This is a genomic window from Bradyrhizobium sp. 1 (assembly GCF_023073315.1).
Classification (GTDB): Bacteria; Pseudomonadota; Alphaproteobacteria; order Rhizobiales; family Xanthobacteraceae; genus Bradyrhizobium.
Map to the genome: position 1 here is coordinate 163,586 of NZ_JADPJH010000039.1, position 16,960 is coordinate 180,545.

Sequence of the window (16,960 nt, forward strand, 5' to 3'; positions counted from 1 at the left end):
AAGCCCGCTACTTCGTCGCGACGAAGAAATATTCCTGACGCCCCGGCAGCGATCCGTAGGTGAACGGCTGTTGCTGGCGCTTGGTCACATCCATCACATCATCACGGACGTAATCGAACAGCCGACGGATCTCGAGATTCGGCTTCCTGAGATTGCTCATGAAGGCGGTCGCGAACGGCGAGTTGACGCCATCGCCATCCGACGCTGTCTCGCCGTGCTTGGCGGCGTAGACGACCAGCGTCCCGGCGTCCGGCTCGACGCTGGCGAGCCCGCGTGAGACCGACCGGGAGGCGACCGTCAGCGCCCGTTTCATTTGGCTCGCGAACGGATTGTCGCGACATGCATCGAGGATGACGAGACGCAGGCCGGAGGCGCGCTCGGCGGCGTTGAGAACCTGTTCGAGGGAGATGGCCTCGATACTCAAATCCCGGTCGGACTTCAGCGCCGCATCGACCGGGATGAGGTAGTTCACGCCAGCGGCCTCCATGCCGTGGCCGGCATAGTAGATCACCGCCCAATCTGCATTGGCCGCCTCGGAGGCGAAACTGCGAAGTGCGTTCAGCGTGCCGTCGCGGCTGAGGTCGTTAAGAACAGTGACCGATTGGAAGCCCACCGCGCGCAAAGCGGCGCCGACGGCGGCAGCGTCGCCCGATGGGTTCGGAAGTTGCGGTACGTTCTGATAGAGCGAATTGCCGATCACCAGAGCGACGCGGCGACCTTGTGGTCTGAGAAGCGCAGTTGAAGTCGACGGCTTGGTCGCGGATGGAGCCTCGGCGGCGGAGTTTCCAGAAGACCATGGAAGATCGCGAACAAGCGAACCTTTGCTCTGCTCTGCCGGTTTCGCCCGCTGTTGCAATTCTGCCTGCAACTTCTTCTGATTTGCCTCGAACGATTTGGCATCGGTCGGCGGACCTTCATTCGCCTTGGCGAATTCGGCACGGGCCACCGCCATCGAGAACTTCAATAACGAGCCGTTGCCGTTGGTTGCTTGCACATCGAGGCTCCGCCCCGTCTTCAGATTAGAAATCAGCTCGGGCGTGGCCTCGTAGTCCGACATGCAGCCATTGGGAAAGCAAATGACGAACGGCTTTTGCTGGGGTGCACCGTCGTCGATGGCAATCCGCGTGCCGTAAGACGCCTGCATTGCCAGAGGGAACGTGAGGCGCAGGATCTTCTTCGATTCACCCTCTGGCTCGATGAGAACTGCGGCAATGACGGGCTGACCATTTTCGATACGCCCGTCCTTGCCCGTGAAGCAGACCTGCTTGGCATTCGCCTCCTGGCCTTTCAGGCAGAATTTGGTCCATTTCACATACGTGAGAGAGGGACTGAACGAAGAGCCCGTGCCCGTTGATGCTGGCCAGAGAAACGGCCGAGGGTCGGCAAGGAAGGAACGCGTCGGCTGCTTGTCCTTCACGTCGTCCTGGCTTTGCCCAATCGCGGAAAGACTCTTCGGGGGACCGTTCGCGGCATCATCACGCCCATTGAGCGGCAGCGGCGCAGTGACAGGCGCGCCGCTCGCGTTGATGGACTGGGTAATCAGCTTCTGTCCCTGCTGAAGTTCGGCGCGCAGCTCCGGCGTGAGTTCATATTCTGAAAGACATCCGTCCTGGGTGCAGCCGATATAGGGCGCCTGACGCGGGGGATTCGCGTCCACGATGATTCTCGTCCCATGCACGAGTTGGCTGCCTAACGGCAGACGAATGCGGAGCACCGGCTTGCCGGCGCGCGTCGCAAAAATTGCCGCAACGGCGAATTTGCCGGCTTCACCACGAGCCTCCATGGCAGTCATGCAGCCGCCGAGGTCCTTGTCGCTGGCCTCAATGCAGGCCTTCGTCCACTGTGAGTAGTACAGAGTGAACGATGGCTCCTTGTCAGCGGCCGCCAAGCCAACTGAGCTGCCCGCGCAAAGACACGCGATGATGGTCATCAGCACCATCAGTCCACGGAAGGAAATCCGAGCCCCCATCCCCGCCTCTCAATGCCATCAAGAAAAGACAGTCGCGCTTGCGACACCCAATATGCGTCCCGCGTCATGATAGGCGAACACCTCCGGTTTGCCTAGCAGCGCGACGCAACCAGCGTGATCCCGCGCACACAGGCCGCCGATACGAAAAAGGGCGCCTTGACAAGGCGCCCTCTTCGCTTCGTTCCGTGGCCGCGCGTTCGAGGCGAGGCGATCGTTTGGTCGGGACTTACTTCGGGGCTGCCGGAGCTGCGCCGGGTGCACCCTGCTCGAGCTTCTTGCGCTGCTCGTCAGCCTTCTTCTGAAGCTCTTCCTGGAGTTTCTTCTGGTTTTCCTCGAACACCTTCGGGTCGGTCGGCGGACCGTCATAGGCCTTCTGGAATTCACCGGCGAGCGGCAGCGGCAGGGTCAGCGGCGCGCCGTTGGCGTTGATCGCCTGCACCACGAGGTTCTGGCCCTTCTTCATGCTGGCGATGAACTCGGGCGTGGCCTCGTAGTCCGACATGCAGCCGTTCTGGAAGCAGATCACATACGGGCTCTGCAGCGGCGCGTTGTTGTCGACGATGATGCGGGTGCCGTGCACGAGCTGCATGCCGAGCGGCAGCGTCACGCGCAGGATCTTCTTGGGCTCGCCTTCGGGCTCGATGATCACGGCCGCGATAACAGGCACGCCGGTCTCGATGCGGCCGTCCTTGCCGGTGAAGCAGACCTGCTTGGCATTGGCGTCCTGGCCCTTGAGGCAGAACTTGGTCCAGGGGGCGTAGATCAGCTGGATCTGCTGATCGGCGGGCTGAGCAGCCGCGCCCTGCTGGGCCGGGGCGCCCTGCGCCGGGGCCTGCTGGGCTTGGGGCGCCGGTGCGGGCGCCGCAGCCGGCGCCTTGGGGGCTGCCTTGGGAGCCGCTTTCGGGGCCGCCTTGGGCGCAGGCGCGCCTGGAGCCGGAGCGGGGGTCTGGGCTTCGGCGGTCAACGGAACGGCCAACGCCGTCGCCGTCAACAAGGCGAGAAGTCGCCCGCGCGGCCGGACGGACGCGGCCAAGTAACGGAAATTCATTGCAGAAAACCCTTTCTGAACGGGAAGTGCCCGAACCGCTCCGAAGCGACGAACCTGGCCGCGGTGGGCGCGGCTCTCTCCCTGTCAAATGAGGCGGTTAAGTGACGGGGTCGGTGCTCTTGCGCGATTGCGTGCCTTCTTAACGTGGCCGACGAAAAGATCAATGCCGACAAGCGTCTTTGGCCACGACTTGAACCGCTCCTTGGGCGGGGCCCAGTGAAATTTCCTGTGATAGGATTCAACGCCCGCCGGTCCTCGAATCACCGTGTGCCGATGTTCATGTTCCAGCGCCTCCTCGAGGGCCCCGGTATCCGCCTTTGCGTCCTTGCCTTTGCGCTCGCGATGGGGCTGCCCGCTGGCGGCGCGCGAGCCGAGCAGGCCTATGCCATCGCCATGCACGGCAAGCCGGCGATGCCGGCCGATTTCACCCACATGCCCTACGCCAACCCCGATGCCCGCAAGGGCGGCCGGCTGACCTGGGGCCTCCTCGGCACCTTCGATAGCCTCAATCCCTTCATCGTGAGGGGATTGGCGGTGCAGCCGATCCGCAATTACGTGGTCGAGAGCCTGCTGGCGCGCGGCCAGGATGAGCCATTCACGCTCTACGGCCTGCTCGCCAGGACGGTCGAGACCGACGACGAGCGGACCTTCGTCACGTTTCGCCTCGATCCCCGCGCCCGCTTCTCCGACGGCAAGCAGGTAGCGGCCGAGGACGTGCTGTTCTCCTGGCAGCTGCTGCGCGACCACGGCCGCCCCAACCACCGGCAGTACTATGCCAAGGTCGCCAGGGCCGAGGCGCTCGATCCCCTCACCGTCCGCTTCGACCTCACTGGCGCCAACGACCGCGAGTTGCCGCTGATCCTCGGCCTGATGCCGATCCTGCCGAAGCATGCCGTTGACGTCGCAACTTTCGAGGAGACGTCGTTGACGGGCCCGATTGCCTCAGGTCCCTATCGCGTCACTGCGGTGAAGCCCGGCGCCAGCGTCACGCTCACGCGCAACCCCGATTATTGGGGGCGCGATTTGCCGATCAATCGGGGCCTCTACAATTTCGACGAGATCAGGCTCGACTATTTCCGCGAGGCCAACGGTCAGTTCGAGGCCTTCAAGCGCGGCCTGTACGATTTCCGCGTCGAGAACGAGCCGCTGCGCTGGCACGACGGCTACGATTTTCCCGCGGCGAAGAACGGCGAGGTGATCCGCGACACCGTCAAGCCCGGCGTGCCGCAGCCGTCCGAATTCCTGGTCTTCAACACCAGACGGCCGATCTTCGCCGACATCCGCGTGCGCCAGGCCCTGACGCTGCTGTTCGATTTCGAGCTGGTCAATCGCAACTACTTCTTCTCGCTCTATTCGCGTGTCGCCGGCTATTTTGCCGGCTCCGACCTGTCGGCCTATGGCCGCCCGGCGGATGCGCGCGAGCGCGAGCTGCTCAAGCCGTTCGCACCGCAGATCCCGCCCGACATCATGGACGGCAGCTACCGCCTGCCGGTGACCGACGGCTCGGGACGCGATCGCACCACGCTGCGCGCGGCGCTAAAACTGCTGTCGGAGGCCGGCTACGATCTCGACGGCACCGTGCTGCGCAACCGCGTGACAAAAGCCCCCTTCGCTTTCGAGATGCTGGTGACGACCCGCGACCAGGAGCGCATCGCGCTCGCCTTCCAGCGCGACCTCAAGCGCGCCGGCATCGAACCGAGCGTGCGCGCGGTCGATCCCGTCCAGTTCGACCAGCGCCGGCTCGCCTACGAGTTCGACATGATCCAGAATCGCTGGGACCAGTCGCTGTCGCCCGGCAACGAGCAGTATTTCTATTGGGGCAGCTCTGCCGCCGACAATCCGGGCACCCGCAACTACATGGGCGCCAGGGACCCCGCGGTCGACGCCATGATCGGCGCCCTGCTGGAGGCCCGTGATCATACGGCCTTCGTCTCGGCAGTGCGTGCGCTCGACCGCGCTTTGGTCGCGGACTTCTACACAATCCCCCTGTTTAACGTATCCGAGCAATGGATCGCGCGGTGGAATCGGATAGAACGGCCAGAGGCTACCGCGCTGTCCGGCTATCTGCCGGAGACCTGGTGGTCGAAGGGTGAGCCTTAGGGCCAGTCAAGCGAAGTGACGCCGTGAACCAGCCAGCCGTATCGCCGACGCTCGACACGCTGTTCCAGCGCACGCTGATGCGGCAGCCGCATGCGCCCGCTCTGCTCGACCCCCTCAACAAGGCGCGCGTGACCGGCCACCAGCCGCGGCGGATGAGCTATGCCGAGGCCGATACCGCCATCGAGGCGCTGTCGGCCTATTTCGTCGAATCGGGCCTGCCGGCCAACTCGGTCATCGCGATCCAGCTGCCCAACACGGTCGAGTTCGCGCTGACCGTGCTCGCCGCCCATCGCGCCGGCCTCGTCGTCGCCGTGCTGCCGCTGCTGTGGCGCCATGCGGAACTGACCGCCGCGCTCAACCGCACCGCGGCGCGCGCCATCGTCACCATGAGCAGGGTCGACGGCGTCAACTATGCCGACCTCGCGATGCATGCCGCGGCGGAAGCTTTTTCGATCCGCCATGTCTGCGGCTTCGGCACCGATTTGCCCGAAGGCATGGCCGCGCTCGACGACGTCCTGGCCCGCCCGCCCGGCACCACGCGCGCCGTGATCCAGGACGGCCGCAAGGCGGCGATGATCTCCTTCGACGTCACGGCGGAGGGTTTTCGCCCGGTGCCGCGGCCGCATTTCAGCCTGATCGCCGGCGGGCTCGCGATGTCGCTCGAAGCCGACATCAAGCAGGGTGTGACCGTGATGACGGCGTTCACGCCGATGTCGTTCGCCGGGCTCGCCTCTTCGCTCGCGGTGTGGCTGCTCTCGGGCGGCACGCTGGCGCTGCATCATCCCTATGAGAACGACGTGCTGGAGCAGCAGATCAACGAGCATGAATGCGAGGTGCTGATCGCGCCCGCACAGCTCGCGCTGCGGCTCGGCGATTCCGACCTCGCGGCGCGGATGCCGAGCTTGCGCAACGTCGTCGGCCTGTGGCGCGCGCCCGAGCAGGTGGCAACGAGCGAGGCCTGGACCGCGCGGCATGCGCCGCTGACCGACGTCTATCTATTCGGCGAGGCCGGCTTGTTCGGCGCCCGCCGTGGCGAGGACGGCATGCCTGTGCCCGTCATGCCCGGGGCGCACGGCGCCCCGCGCGAGCAGTCGGGCTCCTCCATCGCCGGCGAGATACTGCTGACACCGAAGGGCACGCTCGGCCTGCGCGGCCCCATGGCGCCGATCGCGGCTTACGCCCCACCGCAGCCTGTCGGTGACACGCTGATCGCGCAGCCGCCGCGCGATTATGTCGATACCGGCTATGCCGCACGGCTCGACCGGCCGAGCGGCGCGCTCTGCATCACCGCGCCGCCCTCCGGCATCATGGCCGTCGGCGGCTATCGCTTCCTCTCCAATGATCTCCAGGAATGGGCGCGCCGGCTCGGCCAGGGTGCCCTGCTCACCGCGCTGCCCGACCGGCTTTCCGGTCACCGGCTCGCCGGCCGGGCCCAGGACAATGCCCGCGCCCGCGAGGCGCTCAACGAGCTCGGGCTTAACCCCCTGATGGTCGAGGCTTTTCGCGACCGCTCCGGGCCGGTCTAGGCGCAGTTTCGACCCATCCATTGACGCTGCATTAAGGCGACCGGACTAGATTGCGCGGCATCTGTTGCGTGATCAGAGTTTCCCAATGTCCCAGGCGGGCCCGATCCTCTTTGTGTCCAATGCCGAGCGGCCGCCCTTCATTGCGGCGCTGGACGAGGCGCGACTTTTCCCCGTGGTCGACACCGACTGGGCCAGCGCGGCGCGCGCGGTCGAGCAGGTGCAGCCGGCCGCGGTTCTCGCCGCGATGAACGGTGGACATGAGCCGCATCTGGCGCTGCTCGCCAGGAAGATCGCCGACCAATCGCCTTACCTTCCTTTCGTCGCGGTGGACGCGCCGGGCGCACTGCCCCACAACGCCCTGCCCTTCGCCTCGCGCGGCGGCAATTCCGATCGCCTGATCGCGCGGCTCCGCGCCGCGCTGCGCGTCCGCACCCTTCATGCGACCGTGCTGCGCCGGCTGCCGGAGGTGAAAGTCGCGCTGCCCGAGGCTGATCCGGCGCGCGATGCCACCGTGCTGCTGATCGGCCGCGGTGCGGCCTATCCCGCGCTCTCCGTCGCGCTCGGCGAACGCGTCGGCGTCGTCGGCGCGCTCTCGATCGAAGCCGCCGCAAAGCATCTCAACACCCGCGACCTCGACGGCGTCGTGCTCGCCGAAGGTTTTACCCCGCGCGTCACCGATGCCTTCCTCACGGTGCTCGCCGAGGACACCCGTTTCCGCACTCTCCCCGTGGTCGTCACCGCGCACCAGCTCGTGCAGACTTACGACCTGCCTAATCTCGAACTCATTCCGGGCGAGCCGGCCAGGGTCGCCGCCAACGCGCTCCCGCTGATCCGCCAGCACGCGATGGAATCCCAGCTGAGCCGCACGCTGCGCTCGATCGATGCCGGCGGCTGGCTCGATCCGCGCAGCGGTCTGCTCACCACGGAAGCCTTTGCCCGCGATTTCGCCAAGGCGGTCGAGCAGGCGCTGGTCCGCGGCGGCGGCCTGTCGGTGGCGCGCTTCGCCTTCGATCCCAATAATCCCCGCGCCCAGCTCGATGCCGCGCGCATCCTCAGCCGCCTGATGCGGCAGATGGATTTTGGCGCGGCCGAGAGGGACGGTTCGGTGATCGTCGTGTTCGCCGAGACCGACTTCCGCACGGCTCACATGATCGCCCGGCGCTTGTCGGCGGTGATGCGGCATACGTCGAACGGCAAGCACGAGATGCGCAGCGATCCCGTCGTCAGCGTGGATTCGCTGTCGCCGTCGGATACGGCGCGGTCGCTGCTGGCGCGGCTGTCGGCGGACGCATCGCGCGCGGCGTCGTAGTCACAACCTCGCTGCCGTAGGGTGGGTAAAGGCGCTCTTGCGCCGTGCCCACCGTTTTTCAACAATGGCGAAATTCGTGGGCACGCTTCGCTTTTGCCCACCCTACGGCAGCTCGCCCCTAACCGCTGCCCTTCGTCCCCTGCTGCACGTTGGTCGCCAGAGCGGGCGTAGCCAGGAGAAAGCCGACGGTCTCGTTCAGAAGTTCGTGGGCGCGATCGACGATGTCGTCGAGCGATATCGTCTTGGCGAACATACGCTGCGCTTCAGCCAGCAGCTGGTCGCGGGTGGGCATGCTCGACAGACGCAGATCGGCACGGTGCTGCAACAAAGAGAGCGCGTCCCGTACCGACAATTCGGTCTCATGGATCGACGTCCTGATCGCCAGCGCGATGTGTTCGGGATTGAAGCGGGCCGCGAGCTGCTCGGCCGCCTGCTTGACCACGCGCGATCCCAACCGATGCTCGTTGCGTACAACCTGACTGGGCGGCGTCTTCAAATCCCGGACGATCCCGAACCAGGACAGGGCCACCAGGATGTAATAGGTGAAGTCAATCTCGTACCAGTAGAAGCCCTGCCGCGCGCTGGCCTGATAGGCGTGGTGATTGTTGTGCCACCCCTCGCCCATCGTGAAGAATGCGAGCAGCCAGTTGTTGCGGGAGTCATCCCCGGTCACATAGCGCCTGCGGCCGTGCACATGTGCGAGGGAGTTGATGCAGAACGTGGCGTGATACACCAGCACGGTGCTCCAGAGAAATCCCACCACGAGTCCCGACCATCCGGCGATGAGGAAGCAGAGACCCGCGAGCACGAATGCCGGCAGAAGTTCAAGTTTGTGCAGCCACACCAACTCGGGATAGGCCGCCAGATCCGACACTTTCACCAGATCAGTCGCATCATGCTGTCGGTAGAAAATCCAGCCGAGATGACTGTAGACGAAGCCCTTGTGCCGGGGCGAGTGCACATCATGCGCCGTATCGGAATGAAGATGATGATGGCGATGCTTGGCAGCCCACCAGAGCACGCTTTTCTGGGCGCTGCTCTGGGCCAGGAACGCCAGGATGAACTGAAACACCCGGCTGGTCGCGTAAGCCCGATGCGAGAAGTAGCGATGATATCCGGCCGTGACCGCAAACATGCGCAACCAGTACAGAACCGCGCAAATGGTGACGGCCTGCCACGAGATGCCCGACCAGATCGCCGCGACGCATCCTGCGTGGACCAATATGAACGGCAGGACCTGCGGATACATGACGTCGTCGTGTTCGTCGTTGTGGCCCTGGCCTGAATCGATGTTGACAGACACGCTTGCGACCTCAGCTGTCGGCGGGCCAACCCGCAATTGGTGTAAAAAAACCCGCGGCCGGTAAACCAGACGCGGGTCGAAACAACCAGAAGCTCTGCCAGTACATCCGTGGTCAAAGCAACATAGTGCTGATTGCGACAGCCTATTCGGCGCGCAGATTATCCGCAGCAGACTTGCCGGTCCGGCGGTCCGCGACGATTTCGAAGGAAACCTTCTGGCCCTCGTTGAGGGTGCTCAAGCCGGCGCGTTCAACGGCGCTGATATGAACGAAAACGTCCTGGCTTCCCTGGTCCGGCTGAATGAAGCCGAAACCCTTTTGGCTGTTAAACCACTTCACAGTTCCCGTCGTCATGGGGTCGTCCTTTAAGAAAGATATGGCTTTAGAACTGCGCCCAAGAGCGCAGTCGGAGAATTTCGAGGATCTGGAGGGAGGGTCGTCAGTCAGGCACGCTATAAGCGGCGAGGCCAAGTCGTTCGGCCGAAACTCGATCCAGCCAATATGCCTGCTGTTCGGCCATTCCGCAAGGGGCCATATGTCGCTGTTTTCGGACCTGAATACCGCCTTGATGCCTTGCAGGCCCGGATTCCGGCTCTGCGGCGCAGGGTTTTACGCCGCGCCGGGTCCGGAACCGGATAGCTCGGCTACGCCGCCTTCTTGCTCCCGGCGAGCTGCGCCAGTTGCCGCATGATCTCGGTGGTTCCGGCGAGACGCTCTTCCGGCGTCTCCCAATCCTGCAAGAACACCACCTTCATGTCGGGCCGCACCTTGGCAGCCTGGCCATGGCTCTTGATGAACGACACCAGCCGTTCGGGATGGGCGAACGAATTGTCGCGGAAGGCGATGACGGCGCCCTTAGGGCCGGCGTCGATCTTGCCGACATTGGCCTGGCGGCAGAACGCCTTGATCGCGGCGACCTTGAACAGATAGCGCACCTCGTCCGGCAGCACGCCGAAACGGTCGCGCATCTCGGCACCAAAATTCTCGATCTCCTCCTCGCTGTCGAGATCGGCCAGACGCCGGTATAGCGACAGACGCACCGAGAGATCTCCGACATAGTCCTCCGGAATCAGCACGGGCATGCCGATGGTGATCGTCGGCGACCAGCGATCGGCGGCGGGCTCGGAGACGCCGGCCTTGAGGTTGACGATCGCCTCCTCCAGCATCGATTGATAAAGCTCGAAGCCGACTTCCTTGATGTGGCCGGACTGCTGCTCGCCCAGGATGTTGCCGGCACCGCGGATGTCGAGATCGTGCGAGGCGAGCTGGAAGCCCGCGCCCAGCGTCTCCAGCGATTGCAGCACCGTGAGACGGCGCTCGGCCTGCGCCGTGATCTTCTGCTGCGCCGGCAGTGTGAACAATGCATAGGCCCGCAGCTTGGAGCGGCCAACGCGGCCGCGGAGCTGATAGAGCTGGGCGAGACCGAACATGTCGGCGCGATGCACGATCAGCGTGTTGGCGTTGGGAATGTCGAGGCCGGATTCCACGATGGTGGTCGACAGCAGGATATCGAACTTGCCGTCGTAGAACGCGGTCATGATGTCCTCGATCACGGCGGGCGGCATCTGCCCGTGCGCGACCGCGACCTTCATCTCAGGCACGTTCTTGTCGAGGAAATCCTTGACCTCGGCGAGGTCGTCGATGCGCGGCACCACGTAGAACGCCTGACCGCCGCGATAGCGCTCGCGCAACAGCGCCTCGCGGATCATCAGGGGATCATGCGGGGCGACGAAGGTGCGGACCGCGAGGCGGTCGACCGGGGGCGACGCGATGATCGAGAGTTCGCGGACGCCGGTCAATGCGAGCTGGAGCGTGCGCGGGATCGGCGTTGCCGACAGCGTCAGCACATGCACCTCGGCGCGGAGCGCCTTCAGTCGTTCCTTGTGGGTGACGCCGAAATGCTGCTCCTCATCGACGATGACCAGGCCGAGGTCGCGGAATTTTATCGCCTTGCCGAGCAGCGCGTGGGTGCCGACGACGATGTCGACCGAGCCATCGCCAATACCCTTCTTGACCTCATTGAGCTGCTTGGTCGGCACCAGGCGCGAGGCCTGTGCCACGTTCACCGGAAAGCCTTTGAAGCGCTCGGTGAAGGTCCTGTGATGCTGGCGCGCCAGCAGCGTAGTCGGCACCACGACGGCGACCTGCTTGCCTTCGAGCGCGACGGCAAAGGCCGCGCGCAACGCCACCTCGGTCTTGCCGAAGCCGACGTCGCCGCAGATCAGCCGGTCCATGGGACGGCCGAGCTCGAGATCCTTCAGCGTGGATTCGATGGCGCCGAGCTGGTCTTCGGTCTCGTCATAGGGGAAGCGCGCGCAGAATTCGTCGTAGAGGCCCGGCTGCACCGGCAGCTTTGGCGCCTCGTGCAGATGGCGCGCGGCGGCGATCTTGATGAGCTCGCCCGCGATCTCGCGGATGCGGTTCTTGAGTTTTGCTTTTCGGGTCTGCCAGCCCGAACCGCCCAGACGATCAAGCTCGACCGTGGTCTGGTCGGAGCCGTAGCGCGACAGCAGCTCGATGTTCTCGACGGGGAGGAACAGTTTTGTCTCGGCGGCATAGTGCAGCTCGAGGCAGTCATGCGGCGCGCCGGCGACGTCGAGGGTCTGGAGCCCGATGAAGCGGCCGATGCCGTGGTCGACGTGCACGACGATGTCGCCGGCGGCGAGGCTCGTGATCTCCGAGATGAAATTGTCGAGCTTGCGGCTGGCCTTGCTCGGCCGCACCAGGCGGTCGCCCAAAATGTCCTGTTCGCTGATGACCGCGATCTCGTCGGTCTCGAAGCCGCTTTCGAGGCCGAGCACGGCCAAAATGGTCTCGTTGCGCGGGGTCGCCTGCACCGTCCGCCAGCTGTTGACGCTGGTGGTGTGGGTCAGCTTGTGATCGCGCAGCATCGAGGTCATGCGGTCGCGCGAGCCTTCGCTCCACAGCGCGATCACGATCTTCTTGCGCTGGGCCTGCAAGGCCATGACGTGGCTGACCACCGCCTCGAACACGTTGACCGTGGTGTCGTTACGCTCCGGCGCGAAGTCGCGGCCTTTTCGCGCGCCGGCATCGACCACGCTGGTGCCATCGGCCGGCACGGAGAACTGTGTCAGTCGCGCCAGCGGGTTGTCGCCGAGGCGCTTGCCCCACTCGTCCTCGGTCAGATACAGCCGGTCCGGCGGCAGCGGCTTGTAGATGGCGCCGCCGCCCGGATGCTCCATCGCATCACGACGAGCCTGGTAGTAATCGACGATCTGCTTGAAGCGCTCGCGGACGGCGTCCTCGGCCTGCGGCTCGATCGCGACGACTGCGCCTTGCAGATAGTCGAACAGCGTGTCCATCCGGTCCTGGAACAGCGGCAGCCAGTGCTCCATGCCGGGATGGCGACGCCCTTCGCTAACGGCCTCGTACAGCGCATCGTCGCGCTCGGGCGCGCCGAACTCGGCGACGTAGCCCATGCGAAAACGGCGGATGGTGTCGGTGACAAGCTGGAATTCCGAGACCGGAACGAGATTGAGCGCGCGCATGTCGAGCAGCGTGCGCTGGGTCTCGGCATCGAAGGTGCGGATCGATTCCAGGCTGTCGCCGAAGAAGTCGAAACGGACGGGCTGCTCGAGGCCGGCCGGAAAAAGATCGAGGATACCGCCGCGCACGGCATATTCGCCGGGCTCGCGCACGGTCGAGGAGCGGTTGTAGCCGTTGTGCTCGAGCCAGGCCACGATGGTGTCCATCGGCACCACATTGCCGGGCGCGACCGACAGCGCCTGCGCCGCGACGAGCTCGCGCGCGGGCACGCGCTGCACGATTGCGTTCACCGTGGTCAGCACGATCAGCGGCTTGTCGCTGCCGGTGAGCGAGGCCAGACGCGCCAGCGTCGTCAGGCGTTGCGCCAAAATGCCGCCATGGGGCGAGACGCGGTCATAGGGTTGGCAGTCCCAGGCCGGAAAGGTCAACACCGGCAGATCGGGCGCGAAGAATTGCAGCGCGCGTTCGAGCTGCTGCATCCGCGCGCCGTCGCGGCAGATCACGGCAAGACTGACAGCCGGCTTCTTCGGGCGCGCCGCGATGGCGCGCGCCAGATCGGAGACGACGAGGCCCTCGGCACCTTCCGCGACATTGGCAAGCGTCAGTGCGCGGCCGGGCGTGAGCAGCTCGGCCGGCGACTTCAAACCCAGTTTCATGAATTGCCGTCCGTAATCGGGAATGCCTTGATGCGGGCAAACAGTGCGCCGGCGACATCAGGTGGCAGCACCTTGTCACCAATGATGGCGGCATAGAGGTCGGGATCGGACTCTTCGAGCAGGGTCTCGAGCTCGGTCAGCTCGTCGTCCGACAGATTGGCGATCTCGGCGTCCGCGAAACGGCCGAGGATCAGGTCCATTTCGCGCGTGCCGCGGTGCCAGCAGCGGAACAGAAGCCGCTTGCGGCGGTCATCCAGCCCGTTGCTCGATCGTGTCGTTCCCGTCATGTCTCAAATCCAGTCAAACGCCGAAAGCCCGGACGTGCCGGGCCGGGGTGATATAGCCATTGGGGCCGTCTGTGTCAGCCCTCGATTTGCGTCTTCAAGCCGGTCTGGCTCGCTGCTACCGCAGGCCACGAAAAAAGACGTGGATGCATGGCAGAAAGCCGGGCATGACGGGCCGAAACGATCCTAGATTCGCCCGATGCGCCCCAGCCTGCTCAATCCGCTGTTTGCTCCCGTGACCAGCCTGTCCGGCGTCGGTCCGAAGCAGGACAAGCTGCTGCGATATTTGCTCAGCCGCAACGAGACCCCGCGGCTGGTCGACCTGCTGCTGCATCTGCCGAGCCAGGTCATCGACCGCCGTGCCAGGCCAAAGATCCGCGATGCCGAACAGGGAACCATGGTGACGCTGGAGGTCACCGTCGATCGCCACCGCCCGCCCCCGCCGCGCAACGCCCGCGCGCCTTATCTGGTCTACGCCAGCGACGACACCGGCGATGTCGTGCTGACCTTCTTCCGCGCCAAACCCGGCTACGTCGAAAAGCTGCTGCCTGTCGGCGAGAAGCGCTACGTCTCCGGCACGCTCCAGATGTATGACGGCATCCCGCAGATCGTGCATCCCGACCGCGTGCTCGACGAGGAGGCAATCTCAAAGCTCTCGGGCATCGATCCCGTCTATCCCCTGACCGAGGGTCTGGCACTCGGCTCGCTCCGCCGCGCGGTCTCGCAGGCACTCCTGAAGCTGCCGGCGTTGCCGGAATGGATCAGCCCCGAGGTCCTCCGCCGCTGCAGCTTCCCGCCGATCGCGGAAGCCCTCAACCGGGTACACCAGCCGGTCGAGTTGACGGACATCCTGCCCGAAAAGCCCTATTGGTCGCGCCTCGCCTTCGACGAACTTTTGGCCGGACAGCTCGCGCTGGCGCTGATCCGCGCGCAATTGCGCCGCCCGGCCGGCGTCCGCAATGCCGGTGATGGGCACCTCCGCAACAAGATCATCGACGCCCTGCCCTATGCGCTGACGTCATCCCAGCGCGACGCCACCGCGGCGATCGCCAACGATCTGACGCAACCGGTTCGCATGCTGCGTCTGCTCCAGGGCGACGTCGGCTCCGGCAAGACGGTGGTGGCGTTGCTCGCTGCCGCCGCCGTCGCCGAAGTCGGCAAGCAGGCCGCACTGATGGCCCCGACGGAAATTTTGGCGCGCCAACACATCAAGACCATCGCGCCGCTTGCCGAGCGCGCCGGCATGCGGGTCGCGATCCTGACCGGGCGGGAAAAAGGCAAGGAGCGGCGCGAGCTGTTGGCACAACTCGAAGCCGGCGAGATTAATCTCCTCGTTGGCACTCACGCGCTGATCCAGGACGACGTGATCTTTAACAATCTCGCGCTCGCCATCGTCGACGAACAGCATCGCTTTGGCGTGCGCGAGCGCCTCGCGCTGACATCGAAGGGCGAAGCCGTCGACGTGCTGGTGCTGAGCGCCACGCCGATCCCGCGCACGCTGGTGCTGACCTGTTTCGGCGACATGGACATCTCCGAGCTCCGCGAAAAGCCGGCTGGCCGCCAGCCGATCGAAACCCGCACCATCTCGATGAGTCGCCTCGAAGAGGTGACCGAGAGCATCGGCCGCGCTTTGCAGGCGGGCAAGCTGGTCTACTGGATCTGCCCGCTGGTCGAGGAATCCGAGGCCGAGGGCACCGAGCACCTCACCAACGCGACAAAACGCTTCGAGAGCCTGCAAAAGCGTTTCGGTGACCGCGTCGGCCTCGTCCACGGCCAGATGAAGGGCACCGAGAAGGACCGCGTGATGGGCCAGTTCGCGGCCCACGAGATCGGCCTTCTGGTCGCGACCACCGTGGTCGAAGTTGGCGTCGACGTGCCCGCCGCGACCATCATGGTGATCGAGAATGCCGAGCGCTTTGGCCTCGCCCAGCTGCACCAGCTGCGCGGCCGCATCGGGCGCGGCTCGGAGGCTTCGACCTGCCTGCTGCTCTACTCGGAGCCGCTCGGCGAGATGTCGAAAGCGCGGCTGAAGGTGATCCGCGAGACCACCGACGGTTTTCGCATCGCCGAGGAGGATTTGAAACTGCGCGGCGAAGGCGACGTGCTGGGCGTCCGGCAAAGCGGCCTGCCCGGTTACCGCATCGCGCGCCCGGAAGTCCACGGCCAGCTCATCGCACAGGCCCGCGACGAGGCGCTTCGGATCCTCAAGGACGACCCGAAGCTCAAGGGCGAGCGCGGCGAGGCGCTGCGCTGCCTGCTGTATCTCTACGAGCGGGACGAAGCGATCCCGCTGATCGGCGCCGGTTAGCCTGCCGCTCTTTGCCGCCCGACCTCGTAGGCCGCCACATGCGCCCGGGCCAGATCCAATAGCGGCGTGTCGATGCCGAGCGCACGGGCACGATTGGCCATGTCGCCGAGGATGTGCTCCGCCTCGGTGACCGAACCGCGTTCGATGTCCCGCAGCATCGACGCCTTGAGCGGCGAGTTGACTGTGGTGAAGAGCTTCCGGTCGAATTCGATGAACGGCGCACGCGGCTCATAGCCGGAGGCCGTCGCAACCGCACAACATTCGGCAAACAGACGGAAGATCGATGCCTCGCCGTTCGGCACCGTCAGGATGTCGCCAATGCTGGCGCGCATCAGGCAGGTGATGCTAGCGAGCGTCGTGAGCTGGACGAATTTTTCCCACATGTCCTGCATGATCGCATCGCTTGCTCGCACGTCGATACCGGGGACCTTCAGCAGTGCCTCCAGCGCTCGCACACGTTCACTCATCGCCCCCCTGGTCTCGCCGAAGACGATCGTCTGATTGGCCATGAACTGAACGACACGACCGTCCGCATCGAGCCCGGCGCTGACGTTCGCAAGCCCGCCGAGGACGCGCGCCGCGCCGAACCGCGCCGTCAGGGCGTCGATATGTCTCAGCCCGTTCAGGATCGGCAGAATCATCGTGCCAGCGCCAACGGCCGGGGCAAACTGGCTCATGGCATCGTCGAGCGAGTAGGCTTTCACGCCGACCAGCACGACGTCGAAGGCATCCTTGAGATCATCAGCCAGCAGGATCTTCGGCTGCAGCGCAAAGTCGCCATGCGGGCTTACGACCCTCAATCCATCCCGCTGCAATTGCTCCGCGCGCTTCGACCGCACCAGAAAGGTCACGTCGGCGCCCGCTCGGACCAGACAAGCTCCGTAATAACCTCCGAGCGCTCCCGCGCCGATCACCAGCACTCTCATTCGAACTCCCATTGCAGAAGAATTGC

General features: G+C 65.0%; 11 protein-coding genes. 4 read left to right on the forward strand and 7 right to left on the reverse strand.

What is annotated here, in order from left to right:
• Window positions 1–7 precede the first annotated feature (7 nt).
• Window positions 8–1,930, reverse strand: a complete 1,923-nt coding sequence (locus tag IVB29_RS37870; RefSeq protein ID WP_247508527.1) for an invasion associated locus B family protein — start codon at window positions 1,928–1,930, stop codon at window positions 8–10.
• A 265-nt stretch (window positions 1,931–2,195) separates the two neighbouring features.
• Entirely contained in the window at window positions 2,196–3,017 is an 822-nt protein-coding gene (locus tag IVB29_RS37875) for an invasion associated locus B family protein (protein ID WP_247508528.1), read from the reverse strand.
• Between the two features lie 273 nt (window positions 3,018–3,290).
• Here IVB29_RS37875 and IVB29_RS37880 point away from each other — a divergent pair, with 273 nt between their 5' ends.
• The 3 genes from IVB29_RS37880 (at window position 3,291) to IVB29_RS37890 (ending at window position 7,952) form a co-directional block, all read left to right on the forward strand.
• Complete coding sequence (locus IVB29_RS37880) at window positions 3,291–5,117, forward strand: extracellular solute-binding protein (protein ID WP_247508615.1); 1,827 nt, start codon at window positions 3,291–3,293, stop codon at window positions 5,115–5,117.
• Window positions 5,118–5,140: 23 nt separating this feature from the next.
• Window positions 5,141–6,643 carry a class I adenylate-forming enzyme family protein gene (locus IVB29_RS37885; RefSeq protein WP_247508529.1) on the forward strand — a complete coding sequence of 501 codons (1,503 nt, stop codon included), beginning with the start codon at window positions 5,141–5,143 and terminating at the stop codon, window positions 6,641–6,643.
• 85 nt (window positions 6,644–6,728) lie between these two features.
• The gene (locus IVB29_RS37890) at window positions 6,729–7,952 is read left to right on the forward strand and encodes a GGDEF domain-containing protein (RefSeq protein ID WP_247508530.1); all 1,224 of its coding nucleotides are present in this window, start codon (window positions 6,729–6,731) and stop codon (window positions 7,950–7,952) included.
• Window positions 7,953–8,070: 118 nt separating this feature from the next.
• On the opposite strand, the gene IVB29_RS37895 is transcribed toward IVB29_RS37890, so the two are convergent.
• From IVB29_RS37895 to IVB29_RS37910, 4 genes are all read right to left on the reverse strand, one after another.
• Window positions 8,071–9,201, reverse strand: a complete 1,131-nt coding sequence (locus tag IVB29_RS37895; RefSeq protein WP_247508531.1) for an acyl-CoA desaturase — start codon at window positions 9,199–9,201, stop codon at window positions 8,071–8,073.
• Window positions 9,202–9,397: 196 nt separating this feature from the next.
• Entirely contained in the window at window positions 9,398–9,607 is a 210-nt protein-coding gene (locus tag IVB29_RS37900; protein ID WP_092028588.1) for a cold-shock protein, read from the reverse strand.
• A gap of 290 nt (window positions 9,608–9,897) precedes the next feature.
• Window positions 9,898–13,416, reverse strand: a complete 3,519-nt coding sequence (gene mfd, locus IVB29_RS37905; RefSeq protein ID WP_247508532.1) for a transcription-repair coupling factor — start codon at window positions 13,414–13,416, stop codon at window positions 9,898–9,900.
• Entirely contained in the window at window positions 13,413–13,703 is a 291-nt protein-coding gene (locus IVB29_RS37910) for a succinate dehydrogenase assembly factor 2 (RefSeq protein ID WP_247508533.1), read from the reverse strand. Before IVB29_RS37910 ends, mfd begins: the two co-directional genes overlap by 4 nt.
• A gap of 196 nt (window positions 13,704–13,899) precedes the next feature.
• Between IVB29_RS37910 and recG the strand changes: the two genes are divergently transcribed.
• On the forward strand, window positions 13,900–16,008 hold the full coding sequence (recG, locus tag IVB29_RS37915; protein ID WP_247508534.1) for an ATP-dependent DNA helicase RecG: 2,109 nt from the start codon (window positions 13,900–13,902) through the stop codon (window positions 16,006–16,008).
• On the opposite strand, the gene panE is transcribed toward recG, so the two are convergent.
• On the reverse strand, window positions 16,005–16,934 hold the full coding sequence (gene panE, locus IVB29_RS37920) for a 2-dehydropantoate 2-reductase (protein ID WP_247508535.1): 930 nt from the start codon (window positions 16,932–16,934) through the stop codon (window positions 16,005–16,007). The two genes, recG and panE, sit on opposite strands and share 4 nt — an antisense overlap.
• Between the last annotated feature and the right edge of the window lie 26 nt (window positions 16,935–16,960).

What these genes read in the sequence shown, in the direction of transcription:
- IVB29_RS37870 (WP_247508527.1), bottom strand. Translation starts at nt 1,930, where the DNA reads ATGACCATCATCGCGTGTCTTTGCGCGGGCAGCTCAGTTGGCTTGGCG.
- IVB29_RS37875 (WP_247508528.1), bottom strand. Translation starts at nt 3,017, where the DNA reads ATGAATTTCCGTTACTTGGCCGCGTCCGTCCGGCCGCGCGGGCGACTT.
- IVB29_RS37880 (WP_247508615.1), top strand. Translation starts at nt 3,291, where the DNA reads ATGTTCATGTTCCAGCGCCTCCTCGAGGGCCCCGGTATCCGCCTTTGC.
- IVB29_RS37890 (WP_247508530.1), top strand. Translation starts at nt 6,729, where the DNA reads ATGTCCCAGGCGGGCCCGATCCTCTTTGTGTCCAATGCCGAGCGGCCG.
- IVB29_RS37895 (WP_247508531.1), bottom strand. Translation starts at nt 9,201, where the DNA reads ATGTATCCGCAGGTCCTGCCGTTCATATTGGTCCACGCAGGATGCGTC.
- IVB29_RS37900 (WP_092028588.1), bottom strand. Translation starts at nt 9,607, where the DNA reads ATGACGACGGGAACTGTGAAGTGGTTTAACAGCCAAAAGGGTTTCGGC.
- mfd (WP_247508532.1), bottom strand. Translation starts at nt 13,416, where the DNA reads ATGAAACTGGGTTTGAAGTCGCCGGCCGAGCTGCTCACGCCCGGCCGC.
- IVB29_RS37910 (WP_247508533.1), bottom strand. Translation starts at nt 13,703, where the DNA reads ATGACGGGAACGACACGATCGAGCAACGGGCTGGATGACCGCCGCAAG.
- recG (WP_247508534.1), top strand. Translation starts at nt 13,900, where the DNA reads ATGCGCCCCAGCCTGCTCAATCCGCTGTTTGCTCCCGTGACCAGCCTG.
- panE (WP_247508535.1), bottom strand. Translation starts at nt 16,934, where the DNA reads ATGAGAGTGCTGGTGATCGGCGCGGGAGCGCTCGGAGGTTATTACGGA.